16 protein-coding genes are annotated in these 20184 nt (G+C 37.7%); 8 read left to right on the plus strand and 8 right to left on the minus strand.

The annotated features are described in order from the left end of the window. Window positions 1–33: 33 nt before the first annotated feature. Complete coding sequence (locus ACO6S2_RS13580; RefSeq protein WP_422359103.1) at window positions 34–1017, minus strand: hypothetical protein; 984 nt, start codon at window positions 1015–1017, stop codon at window positions 34–36. Window positions 1018–1765: 748 nt separating this feature from the next. Between ACO6S2_RS13580 and ACO6S2_RS13585 the strand changes: the two genes are divergently transcribed. The 5 genes from ACO6S2_RS13585 (at window position 1766) to ACO6S2_RS13605 (ending at window position 6866) form a co-directional block, all read left to right on the plus strand. Then, the gene (locus tag ACO6S2_RS13585; protein ID WP_422359104.1) at window positions 1766–1999 is read left to right on the plus strand and encodes a hypothetical protein; all 234 of its coding nucleotides are present in this window, start codon (window positions 1766–1768) and stop codon (window positions 1997–1999) included. Between the two features lie 2 nt (window positions 2000–2001). Further along, window positions 2002–2835 (plus strand): hypothetical protein, encoded by an 834-nt coding sequence (locus ACO6S2_RS13590; RefSeq protein WP_422359105.1) that lies wholly within the window; start codon window positions 2002–2004, stop codon window positions 2833–2835. Continuing rightward, window positions 2836–3036 carry a hypothetical protein gene (locus ACO6S2_RS13595; RefSeq protein ID WP_422359106.1) on the plus strand — a complete coding sequence of 67 codons (201 nt, stop codon included), beginning with the start codon at window positions 2836–2838 and terminating at the stop codon, window positions 3034–3036. 51 nt (window positions 3037–3087) lie between these two features. Then, entirely contained in the window at window positions 3088–3696 is a 609-nt protein-coding gene (locus ACO6S2_RS13600) for a hypothetical protein (RefSeq protein ID WP_422359107.1), read from the plus strand. Between the two features lie 734 nt (window positions 3697–4430). Beyond that, window positions 4431–6866 carry a tape measure protein gene (locus ACO6S2_RS13605; protein WP_422359108.1) on the plus strand — a complete coding sequence of 812 codons (2436 nt, stop codon included), beginning with the start codon at window positions 4431–4433 and terminating at the stop codon, window positions 6864–6866. 240 nt (window positions 6867–7106) lie between these two features. Here ACO6S2_RS13605 and ACO6S2_RS13610 read toward each other — a convergent pair whose 3' ends face one another. Further along, on the minus strand, window positions 7107–7772 hold the full coding sequence (locus ACO6S2_RS13610) for a hypothetical protein (RefSeq protein WP_422359109.1): 666 nt from the start codon (window positions 7770–7772) through the stop codon (window positions 7107–7109). Between the two features lie 266 nt (window positions 7773–8038). Then, window positions 8039–8791 (minus strand): hypothetical protein, encoded by a 753-nt coding sequence (locus tag ACO6S2_RS13615; RefSeq protein ID WP_422359110.1) that lies wholly within the window; start codon window positions 8789–8791, stop codon window positions 8039–8041. A 240-nt stretch (window positions 8792–9031) separates the two neighbouring features. Between ACO6S2_RS13615 and ACO6S2_RS13620 the strand changes: the two genes are divergently transcribed. Next, window positions 9032–12166, plus strand: a complete 3135-nt coding sequence (locus tag ACO6S2_RS13620; RefSeq protein WP_422359111.1) for a hypothetical protein — start codon at window positions 9032–9034, stop codon at window positions 12164–12166. 38 nt (window positions 12167–12204) lie between these two features. Here the strand turns inward: ACO6S2_RS13620 and ACO6S2_RS13625 are convergent, their stop codons facing one another. The 5 genes from ACO6S2_RS13625 to ACO6S2_RS13645 all read right to left on the minus strand — a co-directional run bounded on the left by ACO6S2_RS13625 (window position 12205) and on the right by ACO6S2_RS13645 (window position 18448). Then, window positions 12205–13317 carry a tyrosine-type recombinase/integrase gene (locus tag ACO6S2_RS13625; protein ID WP_422359112.1) on the minus strand — a complete coding sequence of 371 codons (1113 nt, stop codon included), beginning with the start codon at window positions 13315–13317 and terminating at the stop codon, window positions 12205–12207. After that, window positions 13314–13679, minus strand: a complete 366-nt coding sequence (locus ACO6S2_RS13630) for a helix-turn-helix domain-containing protein (protein ID WP_422359113.1) — start codon at window positions 13677–13679, stop codon at window positions 13314–13316. The genes ACO6S2_RS13625 and ACO6S2_RS13630 overlap by 4 nt, the downstream gene beginning before the upstream one ends. 240 nt (window positions 13680–13919) lie before the next feature. Continuing rightward, window positions 13920–15287, minus strand: a complete 1368-nt coding sequence (gene mnmE, locus ACO6S2_RS13635; RefSeq protein WP_422359114.1) for a tRNA uridine-5-carboxymethylaminomethyl(34) synthesis GTPase MnmE — start codon at window positions 15285–15287, stop codon at window positions 13920–13922. Window positions 15288–15359: 72 nt separating this feature from the next. Continuing rightward, complete coding sequence (gene thrS / locus ACO6S2_RS13640; protein ID WP_422359115.1) at window positions 15360–17303, minus strand: threonine--tRNA ligase; 1944 nt, start codon at window positions 17301–17303, stop codon at window positions 15360–15362. Next, on the minus strand, window positions 17303–18448 hold the full coding sequence (locus ACO6S2_RS13645) for a tetratricopeptide repeat protein (protein WP_422359116.1): 1146 nt from the start codon (window positions 18446–18448) through the stop codon (window positions 17303–17305). The genes thrS and ACO6S2_RS13645 overlap by 1 nt, the downstream gene beginning before the upstream one ends. 470 nt (window positions 18449–18918) lie before the next feature. On the opposite strand from ACO6S2_RS13645, the gene ACO6S2_RS13650 reads away from it, so the two are divergent. Both ACO6S2_RS13650 and ACO6S2_RS13655 read left to right on the plus strand, forming a co-directional pair. Next, window positions 18919–19500 (plus strand): SiaB family protein kinase, encoded by a 582-nt coding sequence (locus ACO6S2_RS13650; RefSeq protein ID WP_422359117.1) that lies wholly within the window; start codon window positions 18919–18921, stop codon window positions 19498–19500. A 104-nt stretch (window positions 19501–19604) separates the two neighbouring features. After that, entirely contained in the window at window positions 19605–20168 is a 564-nt protein-coding gene (locus ACO6S2_RS13655; protein ID WP_422359118.1) for a hypothetical protein, read from the plus strand. Window positions 20169–20184 lie beyond the last annotated feature (16 nt).

The following is a 20184-nucleotide window of genomic DNA, read 5'->3' on the forward strand; positions in this document are numbered from 1 at the left end:
TAGAAAAATACAATTAATTTAGAATCATTCTACTTAAGATCTTAGAAGTCTTTGGTTCTCAGCCTCCTTTTGCCTAATAAACCAACGCTCTCTCGATCCAGATTTACTCCTCCTAGGCTGTGAAGAATTAGCCACATTTGACTCCTTCTTCAAGACGTCAGAAACTATCTCCGTAACGTCTTGTAAAGACTCCTTTTCACGGCCTTTAATTAACCGAGATGAGAATGGGTTTTGTTGGCAAACCTTTGCCATTGTATACCGAGCAAGTTCCTCAGGAATTATCTTTCCATCTCGCAAATAATTATTCTCAATTTTTAGTTCCTCAATTATTCTATCCTTTTCTTCTATTTCGGTCAGCAGCTCATCGATTTTGTCAGACATACCAGACATTACCATAAGCAGATTAAATCCACGATTTTTTTGATATTCCACCAATAATCCCATTTCCTTGAAGGAATTCATGTGATTCCGCACCTGCTTCTCTGAATATCCCATCTTCTCAGCTAATTCTTTGTTGGAATATCGAAACCTGTCTACCTCCCGGTATATGTGAGGTAATAAGGAAATGATGAATTGCTTCTGAGCTGCTTTAAAACTGGCACAGTACAAAAAATTCTTAGTAATCTTTTCGCAGTAATCATGCTCTCCGGGAACTACCAAAAAAGTATATACACACCCCTCGACACTACCAGAAGGATCAAAGTCAATTAGACTTGCCTGCTTGAGCTCTTCTCTTCTGGCGCCAGAGGTATGATGCGACATACCAGGCTCTTTTTCTAACAAAGCGTTAGACACAACCGCTTTCCCATATAATCTCTTCTTGGGGTCAAACCTTTTGAACATCAAAAGCCATGCATATAGATACTTTGCTCCAGGGCTTAGTTTCTTATTTTTTAGTATTTCAGGTAGCACCATTACATACCTGGCACCTAAGGCTACTTTTCTTTCATTCGACAAGCTTTTAAAGCTTTCATTCTTACTCAGGCTATCCTCTATGCGTTTTTCCTTCCACTCCATATCCTCTTATTTTCAAACCAAATTAATAGATCAATACATAAGCCATCCAATTAGTTGGCACCTGAATTAACCATAAAATTGTATTGGGAATTGCGATACCGCAGACACGCCCTCATCTGCTTAAAGGTGGAGGGGAATGAATACCACCTATATCTTGGTAGGGTCATCTGATCATACCCTAGATTGAATTGTATTACAAAAGAGACTGGAAATTGATTTAATTCAAAATTATCAACCGGAAATTTCTGCCCTACCCTTAAAATAGCACAAGGGAAAATTTTTCCTGACCTAGGAAAATTCTGCCTTACTTGGCCATGAGAATGGAAAATTCTGCCCTATATGTCGGAAATTTCTGCCCACATAATACACCATACAGATAGAGATACTTCTCTCTATAGAAATAAAGAAAAAAGAAATAACATCCGTTCAGTTAGTGAACGAATGTCCTCCTTTAAAAAGGATTTCTTCTTCAGGTCAATTAAGTAAACACTTATTATTTATTTGTCTTTGTAAAACCCCATTGTCCCCAAAACCAGTTTTCCCCAGTAGTGGGGAAAACCCAGAGCTACATGGGTTTTTATCAGTGATCATAAAAACTAATGGAAAAGAAGTATTTACGCATCCGCATAAAAACCATCCACTGGTCTTGATTGACTTGCGATGCAATACCTGACAATCATTTATTCAAAAATTCGACATCAATTTTTGAATATATAACCGAGTATATGGTATTTCCCTATACTGTAGTATGAAACTCGAACATCAACTATTCGCTAAACACAGTCTCTTCAGAAAGCCCAAAAAAGCTTTAGAAATCGCATTGAAAGAAAGCGGAAAATTGAATGTACATGGAGGGGATTATGCTTATTACCTATCCAAACAAGCTCAAGTACATGCTTACAAGGACGAATTCGTGAAAAGGCTACAACCATTCGTTGATATGGTCTTTGAACAAATGAGAGATTTTAATTTAGATAACTAAAAATGGAAAAACTCTATATAGATATTGATCAGGAAAAGATTGACAAGACAATTAATGTTCATAATTGCGTTGTATCAAGTACCAATAGATTACTTCAAGCACTCAAGACCTCCTACCATGATAAATTAGGATTTGCATTCAATTTTGAGTGGCTTAGGATTTTCCTAAATCTATATACATTTATAGATAGCAGTCGATTTTTCGATTACATCTGGGAGACCGCGAGTAATTCGAATGAAAAGTGGAAAGCACATGCCGAAGAATTAGGCGTTTTGATCAACAAACAATCCTTCCCTATTCGACCCCTGAATCAAAGATGTCAAGATAGTATTGCTGAACTAAACGATCTATTGACTAGGGACCAAGTGAAAATTGAGTATTCTTATTTGGAAATGGATGTAGATGGGAATTGCTCATTCAAATTGGAGGAAATGAGTGAATACCTCAAAGACCTTCATTCGACAGTATTAAGCGATGAAAAAGAAATACAACTATATAAGAAGGGAGAAGCTGCTGCCTTAGTGCTTCAAAGTCTTATGGCTGATGTCATTGAATTGACTCCAGAAGAAGAACTACCGTATGATCTGGAAGCTTATAAGCCACTAAAATTCATCGATCTTCAGGCATTATTTGACATCGACAAGAGATCCGGTGAAGTGAAAGTATCAGGTCGAATCATCCCTAGGCTAATGAGTTATTTTACTCAATCATTAGCCTATAATAGAAAAGAACTAAGATCAACCCAGGAACAAAGGAATAGTGATCTCAATCCAGGGCCAGATGTAAATTTTTTGGACATAATTCATCAAGATCAACTACAACGCATGACTAAATAAATGATAGAATCAGATAAAAAATTAATCAATACAGCAAATTCACTGGGAGAAAAAATAGATGAAAGTGTTTGGAATCAGCTCTTTAGAGCAGATGAAATGAATGCAAGAATGGTGTTGCATTCAATTGTTGAAAGAGCAAGAGAAGCAAAAGGTCTCATGACCATGGACTTGCTTATGAAAAAAATCAACCGACAAAATTGAATCTGGTATTTGGTCGGGGTGGGTTCATGACGCCCACCCCATTTTTTATTTATGGATAGCAAACAAATCATGTTTTACCAGGTCTATGCAGCACTAGGTGGCAAAGGCCTTGATAAAGCCGTATCAGCTTACAAACAGGTATTTAGCGAGGAAGTCGAAAACCTTCGAGACTCCACAATTCAGCAATACTGTAAAAATTTCCTATACTCGGATGAAGGACGGGAGCAGATGAAAAAATACAGAGCTGACAACGTAGTTGTAGCAGAGCAATTACTCGACCAGCTCAAAGACCTACGAGCCATGCTCCCTCAGGAAAAGGTCAGAGACGAGCTAGAAATTCGTAAAGAGATTAGACATACACTAAGGGAATTAGGCGGCCTCACCTCACAAGTGCCTGAGTTCGGTGCTGAAGAAGATATTTATCAATTCACGGATTTTGTCAATGTTATTGCCCCTCTGGGGGTAACCACTGAGTTGATTGATAGATATTTGAGAGCTACTAAGACGGGAAAGGGGCAATTGCTCTATTTTAAAGATGGACAAATGATTGAAATGAATCCATATCTATTCAAATCCAAAAAGGGTGATCTAACAATAGATCAAATTTATGAGCAACTTAGCCAAGGGACATTCACAATCGCCTTCAAAAAGGAATTGTAATTCGCTTTGGAATAGTTTTATACCGTCTACTTGCTGTATTCAATACGAAACGATATAAATCGCAGTAATACCATGGCGAACATGATCGCAAGTTTTCATGTATTCCAATTCCTTCAGAATTTCAACTCAATTTGAGACCAATTGACTAACTTATAACTCATACACAAATGTATTGCTTTGGCACAGTTTGCAGTATAGCCTGGCTCCTTAGATAAGTGCAAAAACGAGGAAAAACGGGACTTCAGTGGATTGTTTCGGCATATCTCATTATACCAAATAATCTTCGAAAATGACCAAAGTTTAATAATCACATTTATGTTAAACAGGAATTGAACGGACACCCAAAATAGTCCAAAACAGCCGTTTTTCAGCTTAATTCGAACGATTTCACTATTGTAATAATTTGTAATTACTAACCAAACATTCTTCTGATTGAGCGGTTTTGGTATTATTCCGCGATTCTGCCTCAAACAGCTCTATTTTCAACCAAATTTGATATGGCCACCTCTTAGTCAAACTGTGTAACAAATCTGTAATTGATCCAACTCACCAAGTAGTGAACTGTGTGTACCGGCGGGCACCCAAAAAGAAAGACCCCGGCACCCCCTGTGGGCTGTAGGGTCATTCGAAAACTCGTTACATTTTTAAAATCTTCTGATCATTTCACCACTCAGTTGACAACTGACTTCATCCCTCCTTTTTTCCTATACTATCAATGAAGGAAAAGGAAATTCATGACGCAAGGAGTTCAATTTAATGTACTGGTCAAAGACCTAGGCTCAAGCCCATTAGCCAGATTTGCTAAGAATGCTGAACTCAGTGTAAATCGAGTTAAAAAAATCACAAGGGGCTTGGAAGGGTTGCTTACCGTTACATCTAAAAAAGCCAACGGGCTCGACCGATCCATTAAGAATCTCAAAAAACAAGGTGAACTTGGGATCAACAAATCGCTTAGAGTAACAAGTGGACATCTTGACCGGGTGACTAACAAGATGGCTAGACTTCAGTCCATTGCTTCAAGGCCAACACAAGCTCCCGTAACAACAAACCTTAATACAACAAGAGGAACTAGGCAACCATCATTTCTAGGCAACTCGGTTCGATCTGCTGCAGCCTTTGGAGGTGGCTTCCTTGCATTCAGAGGTATCTCTAACATTGTTCAACAAGGAAGTGAATTGGAGCAATTAAAGATAGCATTTGATACCATGCTGGGAAGTTCTGAAAAGGCAGATGACTTGATTGGAAGGCTTAATGAATTTGCTAACACAACTCCATTTGTAAATACTGAAGTAAATAAGTTGAGCAGATCATTGTTGGCTTTTGGTTTCAATCAAAAAGAACTGTTACCAACGATGAATGTGTTAGGAAATCTAGCCGCTGGATTGGGGAAAGAAAAGCTTCCATTTATTACGCTTGCCTACGGACAAGTGAGAACGGCAGCTAGACTGACAGGAATGGAAACACGACAATTTTCAGAAGCCGGAATTCCACTTTTGAACGAGCTGGCAAAAGGATTGAATAAATCTGAAGCCGCAATAAAAGATATGATCTCTGCCGGAGAAATCAGCTTTGACGATGTCAAAAATGCACTTCAGGCAATGACCAGTGAAGGAGGAAGATTCTTTAATTTGATGCAAAAGCAGAGTAAGACTCTGGGTGGTCGTTGGTCGACTTTCGTTGGAAAATTACAATTAGGTTTGGGTAAATTTTCCAAAGATGGTATCGCCCCAACTCTTAAAAAGGTCGTCGAGTTCTCTATTGAATTTGTTGACAAATTCAAACCCATACAAATTGCCCTTGGCAACTTGGTTCGAGCCTTCTCTCCTATTTTTTCAGCGCTTGGAGAATTGCTTAATAGAATTTTACCTTTTAATCATGAGGGTTCTATTGCAGAAAGAGTGGTGCGAACCTTGACTGTTACAATTCGGGCTTTGACAATTCCGATTAAAATAGTCTCAAAATGGCTATCCGGACTACTCAATTTCATAAGAAATAACTGGAGATGGTTCAAATATCTTGCTGGAGGAATTTTAGCAGCTGTAACTGCCTCAAAGGTCTACAATACGGTTCTTCCCATATCTATTGCGATTACTAAAACTTTGGGATTTGCCTATGGCATGCTTACTGGTAAGATTAAAATCGCCACGATTGCAGCTAGAGTTTTTAATATGGTATTAAGGCTGAATCCGGTAGGTGCAATTATAACTGGGGTTATGGCACTTGGGGCTGCTCTAGTATGGGCTTGGAACAGGTTCGAAAAATTCAGATTTGGAGCTTTTACCACTTTCAACATCCTTAAGCTCATCGCACAAGGAGTTTGGAACTGGCTTCAAAATATTGGAAAAGCGTTCGTCTTACTCTACAATAAAGTGCTACTCCCATTGGGGAATTGGGTGTACACTAAAATGCTGATACCATTAGGAGGGTTTTTCAAAACTCTTTCAGATGGTATCGGACGTTTTATTGCATTTATACTAGAGAAGCTCGAACCGCTTAAAACTTCAATTCAATCACTATTAAGTTTCATTTCCCCTGCCCTTCAAAAGATTACTGGCTTGTTTCAGCCGGTAATCTCTTTCTTTACTGGCGTTTGGAACAAGGTACAATCTATACTTAGCACTATAGCTAATACTGAACTTGGGCAAGCCTTATTTGATGTATCAAACTTGGGTTTGATCAAAGAGGTATCTGAACAACTAAAAGCAAACAAACTTAACGTTGCGGTTGATAATGCCAGGCAAAACGCAGCTGCTGGCACCGGGACATTTGATTATTCACAGCTGACAGGTGGAATATCATTTGATGCATTCAAGTCACTATCTAATATGCCCCCTATTGTCTCTGTGGCTAAACAGTTCGGAAACGATCAAGCCAGTCAGCCCATAGCTACAGATGGCCAAACAGACGAGAACTTGAATATGCCAATTGTACAAGGATATGCTTCTGATAGCTATGACATTGGTTCTCCACAGTCTACACAGTTCTCACCAGAAACACCATCTAACTCGCAAAACCTATATGGCACAGAAGGCGGCGTAACCATTCAAATCAGAAGCCTTATTGAGAATGTTGAGATCAATTCAATAGCTGACTATGAAGACCTATTAGATCGAATGGCAGACGATATGATTGGGGTTGTTAGGGATGTTGAACTTGGAGTATCAAGTTAATGCGAACAATCAAATACACAAAAGAATGCACCGAACTGGACAAGGTTAATCAATACCGGTTCAAAGGTCAAGAATCTATTAACAACCAGGCTAATACAGTTCTAATATCTCGAATTAAAACGACCTCAAGCGGCACAAAAGTGGAAGATAAAGACCTTCAATATTTGAGAGTCATCAGTCACCTCTTTTATGTTCGGAAAGCTTGGGTACATGACAACTAAAAGACCACAAGGTGGCAAGTTATATTTTCTTTGATTCAAGCAAATCACTCAGCCTGAATGTTGCGTGATTACTTGCGTAATCAAGAAACCTCTCACCTTTAGGTGGAAAATGAACCTCTTCTCCCTTAATCCTAATAATTTTTCGATTATTCAAATGATTTATTATTGACCTATCCAAATCTTTAGGAACTGGTAGAGAACCTTTTTTATTCAATTGAGCTAAAAAATCAAATATTCGAAATGGAATTTCGTAGGATAAAATATCGCTCAATATTTTATTAAAATCTACATCCCCGTCATCACCCAATTTCCTAGTGATAATGTTACTGGACTTCTTCATTTCTTGATTTGATTTTTCCAGTTCCTTTAGCCGACCTGATAATTTCACAGTCTCAGTCCCTTTATCCTTTAGTTCATTCTTCAACCTCGCAATTTCTGAATCCTTTTCCTCTAATTGTTTTGAGTAATCGTCCATTACTCTGCTCACTGACTGCTTTTGTACTTCAATTTCCTTGTCCTTATCAGCAATCATACTTTGGAACTCACTCTTTTGATTAAGGTTATTTTTTAATAACTCAAATTTTTGATTGGCATCAATTGGTGTCTTCTCATGAATCTTAAAGTTAACTTTGCTTTTTACTGCCTCAATTAATTCATTATATGAAAATGCAGCTAAACTGATCAATGGATATAGTAAAGCAGAAAGTATAGGGTAAATTAATGTAGGCTTTATATCATTCAGAAAGCAATCTTTCAGATATGAAACCGTACTAACAGCATTGGTAGCATCAAAAATAAGATAGATAATGACCTCCCAATTCCAACCTATCCAGGCTATTGCAAAGGCACCTAGAATTGGGCTTTTGAGTCTTTCATTGATAATGTCTGATATATCTCTTTTCAAGTCTTCCATCTTATTTCATAAAGCTATTTTTACAATTCCCTAAGCACTCAAGCTTCCTTATTGGGATATACTATTTTTTTATTTTCATATCCCAAATATGTATATATAGACTCAACAATTGGATTAAAATACTCCAACCAGTCCTTGGCGACTTCATACTGCTTAGAAGGTGGCTCCGCTGCTCTTTTTTCTTCGTAATACCAGATCCTAATTAGTGCGTCCATAATTGGAGATACAACAGACATTATAGCTTTTTCTAGTATTAATTTCTTATCTCTTTCTGACAGCGTAGAAGATTCAATTACGAAAACTGATAACGCTCCAATTTGACCCATCACTCTAGTAATTTGCTCGGCTTCCGAGTCACCCGGGAAAACGGCCAGAAATTGCCAGTCATTGAATAAGTCATAATAGTTTTGACCTTTAACATCTTGCCTACTTGGAATGTGAAATAATGGTCGTGTATAAGATCTCTCCTTTCGATTCATTATCTCGTTGACATCATCTAGCAGTTTAAAAGCAATATCAATTTCCTTATCTCTCAGCTGATTTTGAATCGCCTTAGTCTGTATTTCATTCGCCTTAATCTGAGCAAGGAACGCCTTGTAAACCAGATAAGCTCCGAATAAGCCTACAAAAGGAGCAGTAATTCCTCCAATTGTATCCCCAATCTGACCGCTCCAAGTAAAATCAAAAATTGTTACCTTGAATTGAGTAAGCAGAGCTGGAAGAGCAAAGACTAAAATGCTAAAGGCTAAAAATCCCCAATATTTTAAAAACCATGAATTGAGATTGCGCACTAGGTTGAGGTGGTTATTCGTCAATGATAATTCGAATATATAAAAAGTAGGGCAATTTAATATTCATTGAGCAAGTAGAACTCAATTCAACTCAAATGACATGCCTTCCCTATTAATGAAATTGTTTCTTAGTAAGAATAACGTGTACATTTTCATGAAATGGTGTATGATAATTTATTTTACACCCATTCCTTCAAATTAGTATTCAGATTTTGTTAATATTAAATCTAAAGCCTAACCATGACCAAGAGAGATGACCGAGATATCATCAACGAGATAATCGAGCTAAAAAGCGAAACTCAAGACATACAAAGAGGTATTGACTTCGAAATATTAATACGTGAGCTCCCTAGCTGGCAAGGCAAACCATTTTACAAACCAAAATCAAGGAGAACAAAAAAGGATCAATTAGATGCTTTTTTTACATGGAATGGAAACTCATTTTTAATTGAAGCTAAGGCTGAAAAAAAACCAATGAGGCCCGGCTCTGAAAAATGGAAAAGCTATGTCAGCAAACTCACAGATAGAACCGGTCTAGGCGTGATAGGAATCTTTGCTTCCCTATATGATGTCGACCCTGATTTGTATGAAGATGGTGATTACCAAAATGTTAGAGGAAATCATAATTTTATCCTAGCCGGCGGAATCTGGGAAGAGCTTATTTCTTCTGGGGTATCATTTGAAGACTTGCTTGACTTTATGGTTCAGGAAGTTCGAGCAAACTTAAAAAGCAAACCACCCAAATTAAAAAAAATATTTGAACAGTCTGTTGATAAAGAAGCTATAAAAGACCTCCTTCTTGACGATTCTAATTTGATCTCCAACATTTTTTTAAGGAGATATGAGCACCACCACCACAATGAATTGTATGTAGCAAGAAACATAGATAATCAAGCAATACGATTAATTCAAAGTACCCGCCCTTCAATGCTTGCCAAGAAGAAGGCAAAGGAGTTTTATGACTCTATAAAGCAAACTCATCTCATTAGAGATTATTCGGGTTCAGGTAAAACAACCTTTTGCGTGAACATTTCCAAGCAAATCGATATATGCGTACCCCTTTGTATAAGTGCTTCTGAAAACGATATTGACAAAATACTTCACAATATCATCTACAAAAAAGAATCCGGCGGTTTAATACAAAAACTGAGAATGATCGACCAACCGCTTGTTGTAGTCATAGACTCCTTAGATGAGGTGAAAAATACGCAGTCTAAGATTGTTGAAGTTAAGAGCATCTTTAAATTATTGGAAGGCATAAATATTGATGCAGAAAAGCATAAATTATCAGCATTTCCTATACTTGTTTTTTTCACAATTAGGGATGAATATTTCAAAGAATGGGAGTCGCTTTTTGAAGGGAGTATAGACAACGTATTTCGAAAAAAAATATCTTCTTTTTCCGATTCAGAATTAGATCTTGCACTAGACAAATATTGCAAAACATACAATATCTCAATAAATAATATTGATTCATTAGATAGCCAAACCAGAGATGTTTTGTCAATTCCGATAAATCTAGAGATTTTTTCAAGAGCGAATAAATACAAAAGAAATATTCATCTAGCGGATATATGGGAATCAGAGCTTTTGCATAGCTATTTTGAAGAAAAAGACAATCAACTACATAAACGCAATTTAGGAATAAGACACAGCCAATATTTTTATGCCTTGCTTGCAGATATAGCTGTTGAAATTCTACAAGACAAGGATCAAGTTATTTCGAAGGTTGATTTTGAAAGAATTCTTTCTCATATCGATTCAACTCTTAATTACTACGTAGAACCTTTTTGGGTGGCCCTAGTATCAGAAGGGATTTTTATCCTGGATAAATCCAGAATAAATTTTGTATCATTTAGATATGTGAGATTTTTGGAATTCATGATCGCATACAAATTAGTCTTTTACATTAAAAAGACTGGTCAAATATCAAAGGCGACAGGAATCATTAACAATTGTCTTAAGTTTAGAAATCTTTCCATATTCAAAATAGTAGAGAACCTAAAATACTTATGCACTGTAAGTGATGTACCAGAAACCAGCTTAGAAAAATTTAGACTAGAACTCGTTAGCAATGTTAATTTCATCAAAGATCATTTAATAAGTACAAGGTCAAAAATTGCACTAGGTGAAGTTTCACCTCCAGAAAGCATAAAATGGGCAATGCTAGGAGCATCAATAAGTCAAGAACCCGAAGTGGCTTGGAACGCCTTTTATATTATTACCTCTAAACATAATAATCAGCCGAAAGAAGTTATCCTAGAGTATTTTTCCATTGCCTGGAACAAGAACCCAGCCATTAGATATAAGATGCTTTTAAAGATAGCATCTCACAATCTTCTGACTAACGAGACCTTAGTAAGAAACGTATTCTCAGATTCTCAGCCACGTGAGTGGGAAACTTTTTTAGGATTAGTAATTGAACATGGGGTTCAAAACGAATTTCTGACATTTTGGTCAGAGTTAAATTACGATCAAAAACTAAATCTTCAATTGGCTGAAAATGAAGCCGATTGGAAACAGTGTGTCTATTTAGTTGATGTTATAAAAGGCAAAAGGGAACTCATACTAGGGGCATCTGACAATGAGTTAGACACTTCGTCCAACAAAAAATCTTCGTTGAAAGTAAGAAAGAATATCGTATCAGAAGCATACCAAGAAGTATTGGAGATGTACAATACATCGATGTTTTTGACTCCTAAGAACCCTTTACTAAACGAGCTCGAAAAAGAATTTCTAACTAAACAATTGGATAGTTTTTTTTGTACGAAGGGCAAACCCGTGGAAATGTCACTTGTGGAGTATTTTGCAAAGAATGATGATGTGAGATTTCTGTGTACAATACTTAAGCATGAATATATCGAAGTAGATCAAAAATTAATTATTGACGTGGTAGATAATATTACTCACTTTGGTTTATTTGAAATAACGGATCTAATCATTTATACACGTGATTTCATCTCAAAAACGGACGAAATCATAAACAAATGTAATGGACTAATAGATCAAAACGGGATTCCCGATGAGCTCGCCAAATTAGCTACTATTCTGTATTCCTTCCGGCTAGATGATTTAGACGACATTTCCTATTTTCACCATCGCTCTAGGCAATTCTTAACAATTGCTTCAATCGTGAATGATAAGCGAATTGCTAACAATCTCCCAAACATAGTTAGTATCGTTAACAATGGGCTTCAACATTACAAGGATATAACTCCTTATATTCTCAAAGCTCTAGAAGTCTATGATCAAGACACCAAGATCAGGAGTAAGCCGTCAGTTCAAAAGAAAATTGAAGAGTGCAAAGATTTTACGGAAGCTTTAACTCCCAAATACACCAATATTGTCAGGAAACTTTTCCCTGAATTGGTTTAGAAACCTCTATCCATTTAAACCCAGATCTAACATAGAGTTTATACAATACTAGCAGCCTCCTGCTTCACCTTATCTATAATGTGAGCATAGATTTCGGTGGTTTTGATACTCTTATGTCCTAGTAATTTCGATACTGTATAGATATTCACTCCGTTGGATAATAGTAAAACGGCATATGTGTGCCGGCTACAGTGAAAGGTGATATGTTTAGCAATACCGGCCTCATTAATCCAGTTTTGTAATACCGCATTCTCAGTATTTGAGAGCTTTTCAGGCAAACATGCAAACACTTTTTGGCTGAGGTCTTTGGGTTTTTCTCCCATAAGTTGGAAAGCTGCCTCAGATATATTGTGATTCACTACTCTTTCAGTTTTTTGCTGGGAAAAAGTGAGATAGTATCCAGTATTTTTTGAGTGTCCGACCTGGTTCCATTTTAGAGCTCGAATATCCGAATAACGAAGACCTGAACGGCACCCGAACAGAAAAGCGGTCTTAAGCCATGAAAGACAGCAATCGGTTGCGATCAATCGATCTCTCTCCTCTTCTGTCAAGTAATTGCGTGATGGGTCAGGCTCCGTAAATCGTTCAATTAGGTCAGCTGGGTTATCATCAATAAAACGTTGCTTGTGCGCCTCATTTATAGCTGCAATTACCTTATCAAAATAGTTGACTTTAGTATTCTGGGAAATTGGTTTACCATTCTTCTTGGTACCCCTATCCACAAAGGTGCGAAAGCTTGATAGCCATTCGTAATCAAGATACTCAAATCGCACCCCCTCCGGAGAATGCTTTACCAGGTACTTCAATACACTATTGTAATTCTGAATATTCCTAACCTTCTGTTCCTTTTTGAAATTAATGAAGTCTTTAAAGTATTCGATAAAATCCTGTTTAGCCTTTCTCCTATCAATCATCTTCATCTGGCCCGTTTGCAATTCGTAATAGTATTGCGATCGGGCGGTCTCAGCCAACTCATTCGTGTCCTCATTGTGTTTCAATTCCCACTTTGTCAATTTTCTAGTATTCGGCTGATCATATAGAAACAACCCCAATGATTTTTGCCTCCTTCTCCCTCGATGATAAACATCCAAATACAGCGAAACCTTGTTCGTCATGTACTTTCTACTTCGCAGTGTAACGCTTGTCTTCATTGCTCAAAATATTCATCTAAATCCTTCTTCCGTATGATATATTTACGCCCAAACTTCTTGGCCTTTAAAGAACCAGATTTAATCATCCTGTATACGGTCTTTTCACTCACACCCAACATTCTATTCAGGTCTTCCACGCTTAGGTATTCACCGGAAATCGGCGCAAACGACTCTGGTACATTTTTTTGCTTGACTACTTGAACAGTTTCTCGGTTTGACTGGTTGATCTTCTCCTCTTTCTTCCTGGCCTTGTATGCTCGTTTTGCACAATTATCCCCACAATATTTAGTGACAGTGGTCTTAGCAATAAACTCAGTACCACAGTGCTGGCAGATTCTCGCTATTCGAATATTACTACTCATCTGGACGGTGTATATCTCTTTGCTATACAAAACTAGTCATTAATAGATTTATAATAGACTATACCGGTCATTATTTCTCCCTATCAGGGAATATTAAGTCAATCCCAACAAATTATTTACATTCCCAACATTTTCACAACAATAACACATGAAAAAGGTTGAAAACAAATGTAAATCAAATAGCATAAAAAAGGCTATAATGAATGATTATCAGGCGTTTAAGAATAATTTGAATTGCAACTATTTCCCGATACAGAACTTCGAAAAGATATTGGCTAACAGATCGTCGGTGGTAATCTCCCCAGTGATCTCACCGAGGAAGTGTAAGGCATGACGAATATCCTGAGCCAGGAAGTCGTTGGTAATTTGATTGTCGATTCCCCTGAGCACATCATGCAGTGAGTTTTGGGTATTGACTAAACTTTGGTAGTGGCGGGCGTTGGTGACTACCACATTGCCTGGCTGGAAGTTGTCCATTTGGCTTTTGGACCAAATTAATTCTTTGAGCTGATCTACGCCTGACTTGGATTTTGCAGAAATAGAAACATAATGTTCGTTGGACTGTAGAATTGATTCCTCGGTTTCTACTTTGTCCAATTTATTGCCTACCAAAATATACGGTTTGCCTTTGTTGATCAACGTTTGTTCAGTGCTTTGAATCGTGGCTAACGACTCGGTCGATAAATCGAACAAATACATAATCAAAGACGACTCTTGCATTTTTTGTTCGGCGCGCTCCACACCAATGGCTTCTATTTGATCTTTGGTTTCTCGCAACCCAGCCGTATCGATAAATCTAAATTTTACCCCTCGGATATTCAATTCATCTTCTATGATGTCACGAGTCGTTCCGGCAATATCAGAAACAATAGCTTTCTCTTCTTCCAACAAAGCATTGAGCAAAGTAGATTTTCCAGCATTGGGCTTGCCCACGATTACCACCGGCACACCATTTTTGATCACATTGCCTAGTTGGAAACTATCGATCAATTGAACCAGTACGACATCAATCTTTTCAATGAGCGTCTTAAGCTCCTGTCTGCTGGCAAACTCCACATCCTCTTCTGAGAAGTCGAGTTCCAATTCAATCATGGAAGCAAAATGCACCAACTTTTCTCTTAAGTTTTTGATTTCATTAGAAATACCGCCGCGCATCTGATTTAATGCTGTGGCATGTGCCGCTTCATTTTCTGAGGCAATCAAATCTGCTACCGCTTCGGCTTGGGCCAAATCAAAACGTCCATTCAAATAAGCTCGCTGCGTGAATTCTCCTGGTTCTGCTAAACGGGCTCCCTTATTTACTAATAACTGAATAATTCGATTGACAATGTAGGGAGATCCATGGCAAGACAGTTCTACACTATTTTCCTTGGTAAAAGAATGTGGAGCAATAAACAATGAAATCAAAACCTCATCAACCACATGGTCGCCATCCATGATGTTGCCAAAATGGATGGTATGAGACTCTTGTTTGGACAAATCCTTACCCTGAAATACACCAGACACTACCTCAACACAGCGATCGCCTGACAAGCGAATCACCGCTATCGCTCCTACACCAGGCGCAGTAGCTAGGGCTACAATAGTATCTGAATGGCTGTTCCTCATAATTCAATTATAAAAACAAATAGCGAGAGAATTACTTCACTCGCTATTCAATTATGTTTCTTTGAAAGCTATTTAATCTTCTATGGCTGCAGATTTTCTAAACAAGGCAATGAACTCATCCTTGGTAAAACTTCCGAGATCACCCTCTCCATGACGACGAGCACTTACCTTTCCATCTTCTTGCTCTTTCTCACCAACGATCAGCATGAATGGAATCTTCTTAGTCTCTGCATCTCTAATTTTTCTACCGATCTTTTCATCTCTATGATCAATGAACCCTCGGATATCATTTTCTTCCATCAGTGAGAATACTTCCTGCGCATAGTCCGCATACTTCTCGGAAATTGGAAGTACGGCAATTTGATCCGGAGTCAGCCACAACGGATAGTTACCACCACAGTGCTCAGTCAATACCGCTACAAATCTTTCCAAAGACCCGAACGGTGCTCTATGCAGCATCACCGGACGATGACGTCCATTGTCAGCCCCAATGTACTCTAATTCAAATCTCTCTGGTAAGTTATAATCCACTTGAATGGTACCCAGTTGCCAACTTCTGCGCAAAGCATCCTTAACCATAAAGTCAAGCTTCGGTCCATAAAAAGCCGCTTCACCATACTCGGTAATTGTGTTAAGGCCTTTTTCTTCAGCAGCTTCTACAATCGCACGTTCAGCCTTTTCCCAGTTTTCATCACTACCTATGTATTTGGCTTTGTTGTCGGGATCTCTCAGAGAAATTTGTGCAGTATAATCTTCAAAGCCTAGTGCCTTGAAAGTATAAAGCACCAAATCAATCACTTTTGTAAATTCTTCTTTTACCTGATCCGGTGTACAGAAAATATGTGCATCATCCTGAGTAAAACCTCTTACCCTGGTTAAACCATGAAGTTCTCCGCTTTGTTCGTATCTATATACCGTTCCGAACTCTGCAAAACGAATAGGCAAATCTTTATAAGAATGTGGTTTCGATTTGTATATCTCACAATGGTGAGGGCAGTTCATCGGTTTCAAGAAGAACTCTTCGCCTTCGTGGGGCGTAGCAATCGGCTGAAACGAATCTTCTCCATATTTTTCATAGTGACCAGATGTCACATACAAATCTTTATTACCAATGTGCGGAGTAATCACCGGGCTATAACCAGCTTTGATTTGCGCCTTACGCATGAACTGCTCCAAACGCTCTCGCAGCATAGTTCCTTTCGGCAACCATAAGGGCAATCCTTGTCCTACCTTTTCCGAAAAGGTGAACAGCTCTAACTCTTTTCCTAATTTCCTGTGATCTCTCTTTTTAGCCTCTTCGAGCAATTCCAAATGCTCTTTTAACTCCTTTTGTTTCGGAAATGAAACCGCATACAAACGAGTTAATTGTTTGTTGTTTTCATCACCACGCCAATAAGCTCCGGCTACATTCAACACTTTTACGGCTTTGATAAATCCAGTGTTCGGAATGTGTGGGCCTCTACACAAATCGGTGAAGTTGCCCTGCTCATAGAAAGTAATACTTCCATCCTCCAAACCTTCCAGTAGATCAAGTTTATACTCGTCGTCTTTTTCTTTGAAGTAAGCTACTGCGTCAGCCTTAGAAATATCTTTTCGAATATATTCGTTTTTCTCACGAGCCAGTTCCAACATCTTGTTTTCCAAAACACTGAGATTTTCTGAATCGAAAGTTTGATCTCCAAAATCAATATCATAATAGAAACCACCTTCGATAGCCGGGCCAATACCTAACTTAATGCCAGGATAAAGCGCTTCAAGAGCTTCCGCCATTAAATGGGCCGATGAGTGCCAAAACGTAGACTTTCCCCCTTCATCTTTCCAGGTTAGCAAACTCACTGAAGCATCTTCGTTTATCGGACGATTAGCATCCCAGATTTCTCCATTTATTTCAGCTGCCAGTACATTTCTAGCCAAGCCCTCACTGATACTTAAGGCGACATCCATACCAGTTGCCCCTTTGTCCATTGATTTTACACTACCATCAGGAAGGGTAATGTTAATATTAGCGTCACTCATCAATTAATTAGTTTCTTTTTTTCGGTAGCAAAGTCAAAAGTGGGTATAGCTTCTCTTTGCTCTCTTAATTTGCGCAAATATGCGATTTTTCCGTTGACTTTCCTTACTCCTTCAATGGCTTCTTTGTTCAGAGAATCAACGGCCAGCATTTGATTGTAATACATCAGGGCACTGGTAAAATATCCCTTATGATCAAACGACATGGCCTTTGCACCTAAAGCGCTCATATTAAGACTATCCTTATACAATACCTCGGTTGAATATTGAATAGCAGAGTCATACAAATTTTGCTGCATAAAGTAAGCAACCAACTGTTCACCTGCACCTAAGTTACCTTCATTCAGCATCACTGAAAGCAACTGATTTGCTGCCTGTTGTCTGCCCTCTTCCCTTAATAATTTAACCTTAAGAAAATATAGTTCGTCTTTCTTATAAGATTGTTCTATCAAATAGTCCACCATTGAATGAGATTTTTCTTTTTGATTTATAGAAGCATAGATATGAGCAAGGTCAAATGCAATGTTATTTCTACTTGAGTCATGTACAAAAGCCTGTTCCTTATACTTTAGAGCAGAAATAGAATCCTCAAGTTTCATATATACCTCTCCCTTTAAAAGATATATATCTGGATCATTGCTATTGACTTGAACTGCCTTATTCAGATAGTCAATAGCCAAACCATATTCACCCAGGGTCATATGGACATTCGCCTTTTTTTTGAAAAATTCAGCACTGTTGGCCCCACCGTCTTCTGCTTTAGAAGTGTACAATAAGGCCTGGTCTAAATCCCCTCTAATCAAATAAAAATCAGAGACCAACTCATACAACTCAGCATTATTCTTGAAGGTAACCAAACAGGCTGCAATTTCTCCTTCATTAATATCACTCCAACCCGCTTGTTCATGAAGTTTCAGGTATTGAATCAATTCGTTGAGTTCAAGTGAACTCAAGCTTTTCTCTGAGATCAAAGCTGATTCATCTAAAGATTCATTGAAAGCTCCTAGCTTCGGTATTGGCTCTTTACCAATTCGCTGATTGCAACTTCCAATCAGACAACAGGATAATACAACATGTATCAGCCTTAAACGACTTCCCGATGTCTTTCCAGAGCTCATCAAATATTGGTAAAATTCAATAATCGTCATTAGCCAAATTTATTCCTATTAAAATGAGATTTACCTCCTAAAAGCAAACGCTGATCCCCACAAAAAAAATACTTTTTTATTCGATATGCCTCATTTTGAAAATTAAAAATCCGTCTGTAGGTAATACTCTTACATCAAATCACCAAAACTCTTAAAAATGTGATATTTAAAAATCAAAATTTGGTTATCTCGGTAAAACTTGGTAAAATTCAAGATTAATTATTTACCTATTCACAGGTTGGTTAGTTATGAGAAAGGAATTGAAAGGCAAATCAGTAGAGGTTTGTTGCATAAATGCCACAGCATTTTAAATTGCAACGAGCAATTAGCAGTCATTTTCTTTGAATAATCCAATTTATGTTTGTAAATTATTGATTTACTGATTGTTCAGGTAACTTTACTTTCGGAAAGAAAATTCAGAAGCTCATTGAGGTTCATTTTAATAAACTTCCGAAAGACAAATTGAAATAATGGATTTATTAAAGCGGTATAAAAACATTTACGACACCAACATCATTTTGATGTATAAGGGAGAGGTCACTTTTGACCTCGTTACCTCTATCATTGAGACACTCGATGGCAGAATTACGGAGCTTGAAACTGATCGCTTAGTCAAGAAGAAGTTTTACGGCGCGGCCACAGAGTGCATTCAAAATCTTTATCATCATATGGATGAGGTGGCAGATGAAACCAATCAAATTGATACTTATGACTCTAAATCTGGTCTTTTGCTCGTAACAGCCAGAAAGAAGTTTTATAATATTATGACTGGGAATTTCATTCCTAACAGCAAAATCAATGTAATACAATCTAAACTTGATAGCATCAATGCTTTAGACAAGGATGGCTTGAAGAAGTTGTACAAAGAGATTCTTTATAATGGAGAATTTTCAGACAAAGGAACGGCTGGTCTTGGCTTCGTAGAGATTGCAAGAAAGACCGGGCAAAAATTGACCTATGAATTTCATCAGGTAAATGATGAGTATTCTTATTTCACTTTCCAAATAAGAGTACCAAGAGAAATTGAAAAAAAATTAGCTGAAGCATCTTAAGCTTCAATTAATTATGAATAAAATAAATAACAACCAATATTCATTACATACATCAGGCTTGAGACTGGGAGTAAGTGGGACGGAGATAGTAATATTAAACTGAAATGAAAGAACTTTATCACGAAGAACAAAAGATACTTTCGGAGTATGTAGGAAAAGTTAAAAAGAAAGACGTCAACCTCGAGGATGCGGTAGGTATTGCTATGCACTACAAAGACCTACTTGATCAGAGTAAAGTAATCACTCGAATTAGTGATCGACTACAGAAAAAACTGGACCACGCTAACCAAAAAATTAAGAGTCAAAACGTAGAAATTCATAAAAAGAATGGAGAATTAGAAGTTACTATTGACCAACTGGACAAAATGACCATGGGAAAAAAGGCAACAAGAATACTTTTTGTTGTTTTTATCGCTTTGTTCATCTCTGAGCAATTGTTCTTGGAGCCAGTAATTGACAGTTGGGCTAATGGAAGTAACTATGTTGGTATTGGTGTAATGCTAATCATAGCCCTCTCCTTGAAGTTTTTTGAATCTAAGTTAGAAGACTACTTCACTAAGCAGCGTAAGAAAAAGATTCTGGGATCAGGGGCTTCAGGCGGATCGCTGCAAAACAGTACTGAAGGAAAAAACCAGTTCTCTTTTCTGAAGAGTAAAGGAGCTGCTTAATTAACTAAACAAAAGC

Origin of the sequence: Reichenbachiella sp. (assembly GCF_965233835.1) — a bacterium.
Lineage (GTDB): Bacteria > Bacteroidota > Bacteroidia > Cytophagales > Cyclobacteriaceae > Reichenbachiella.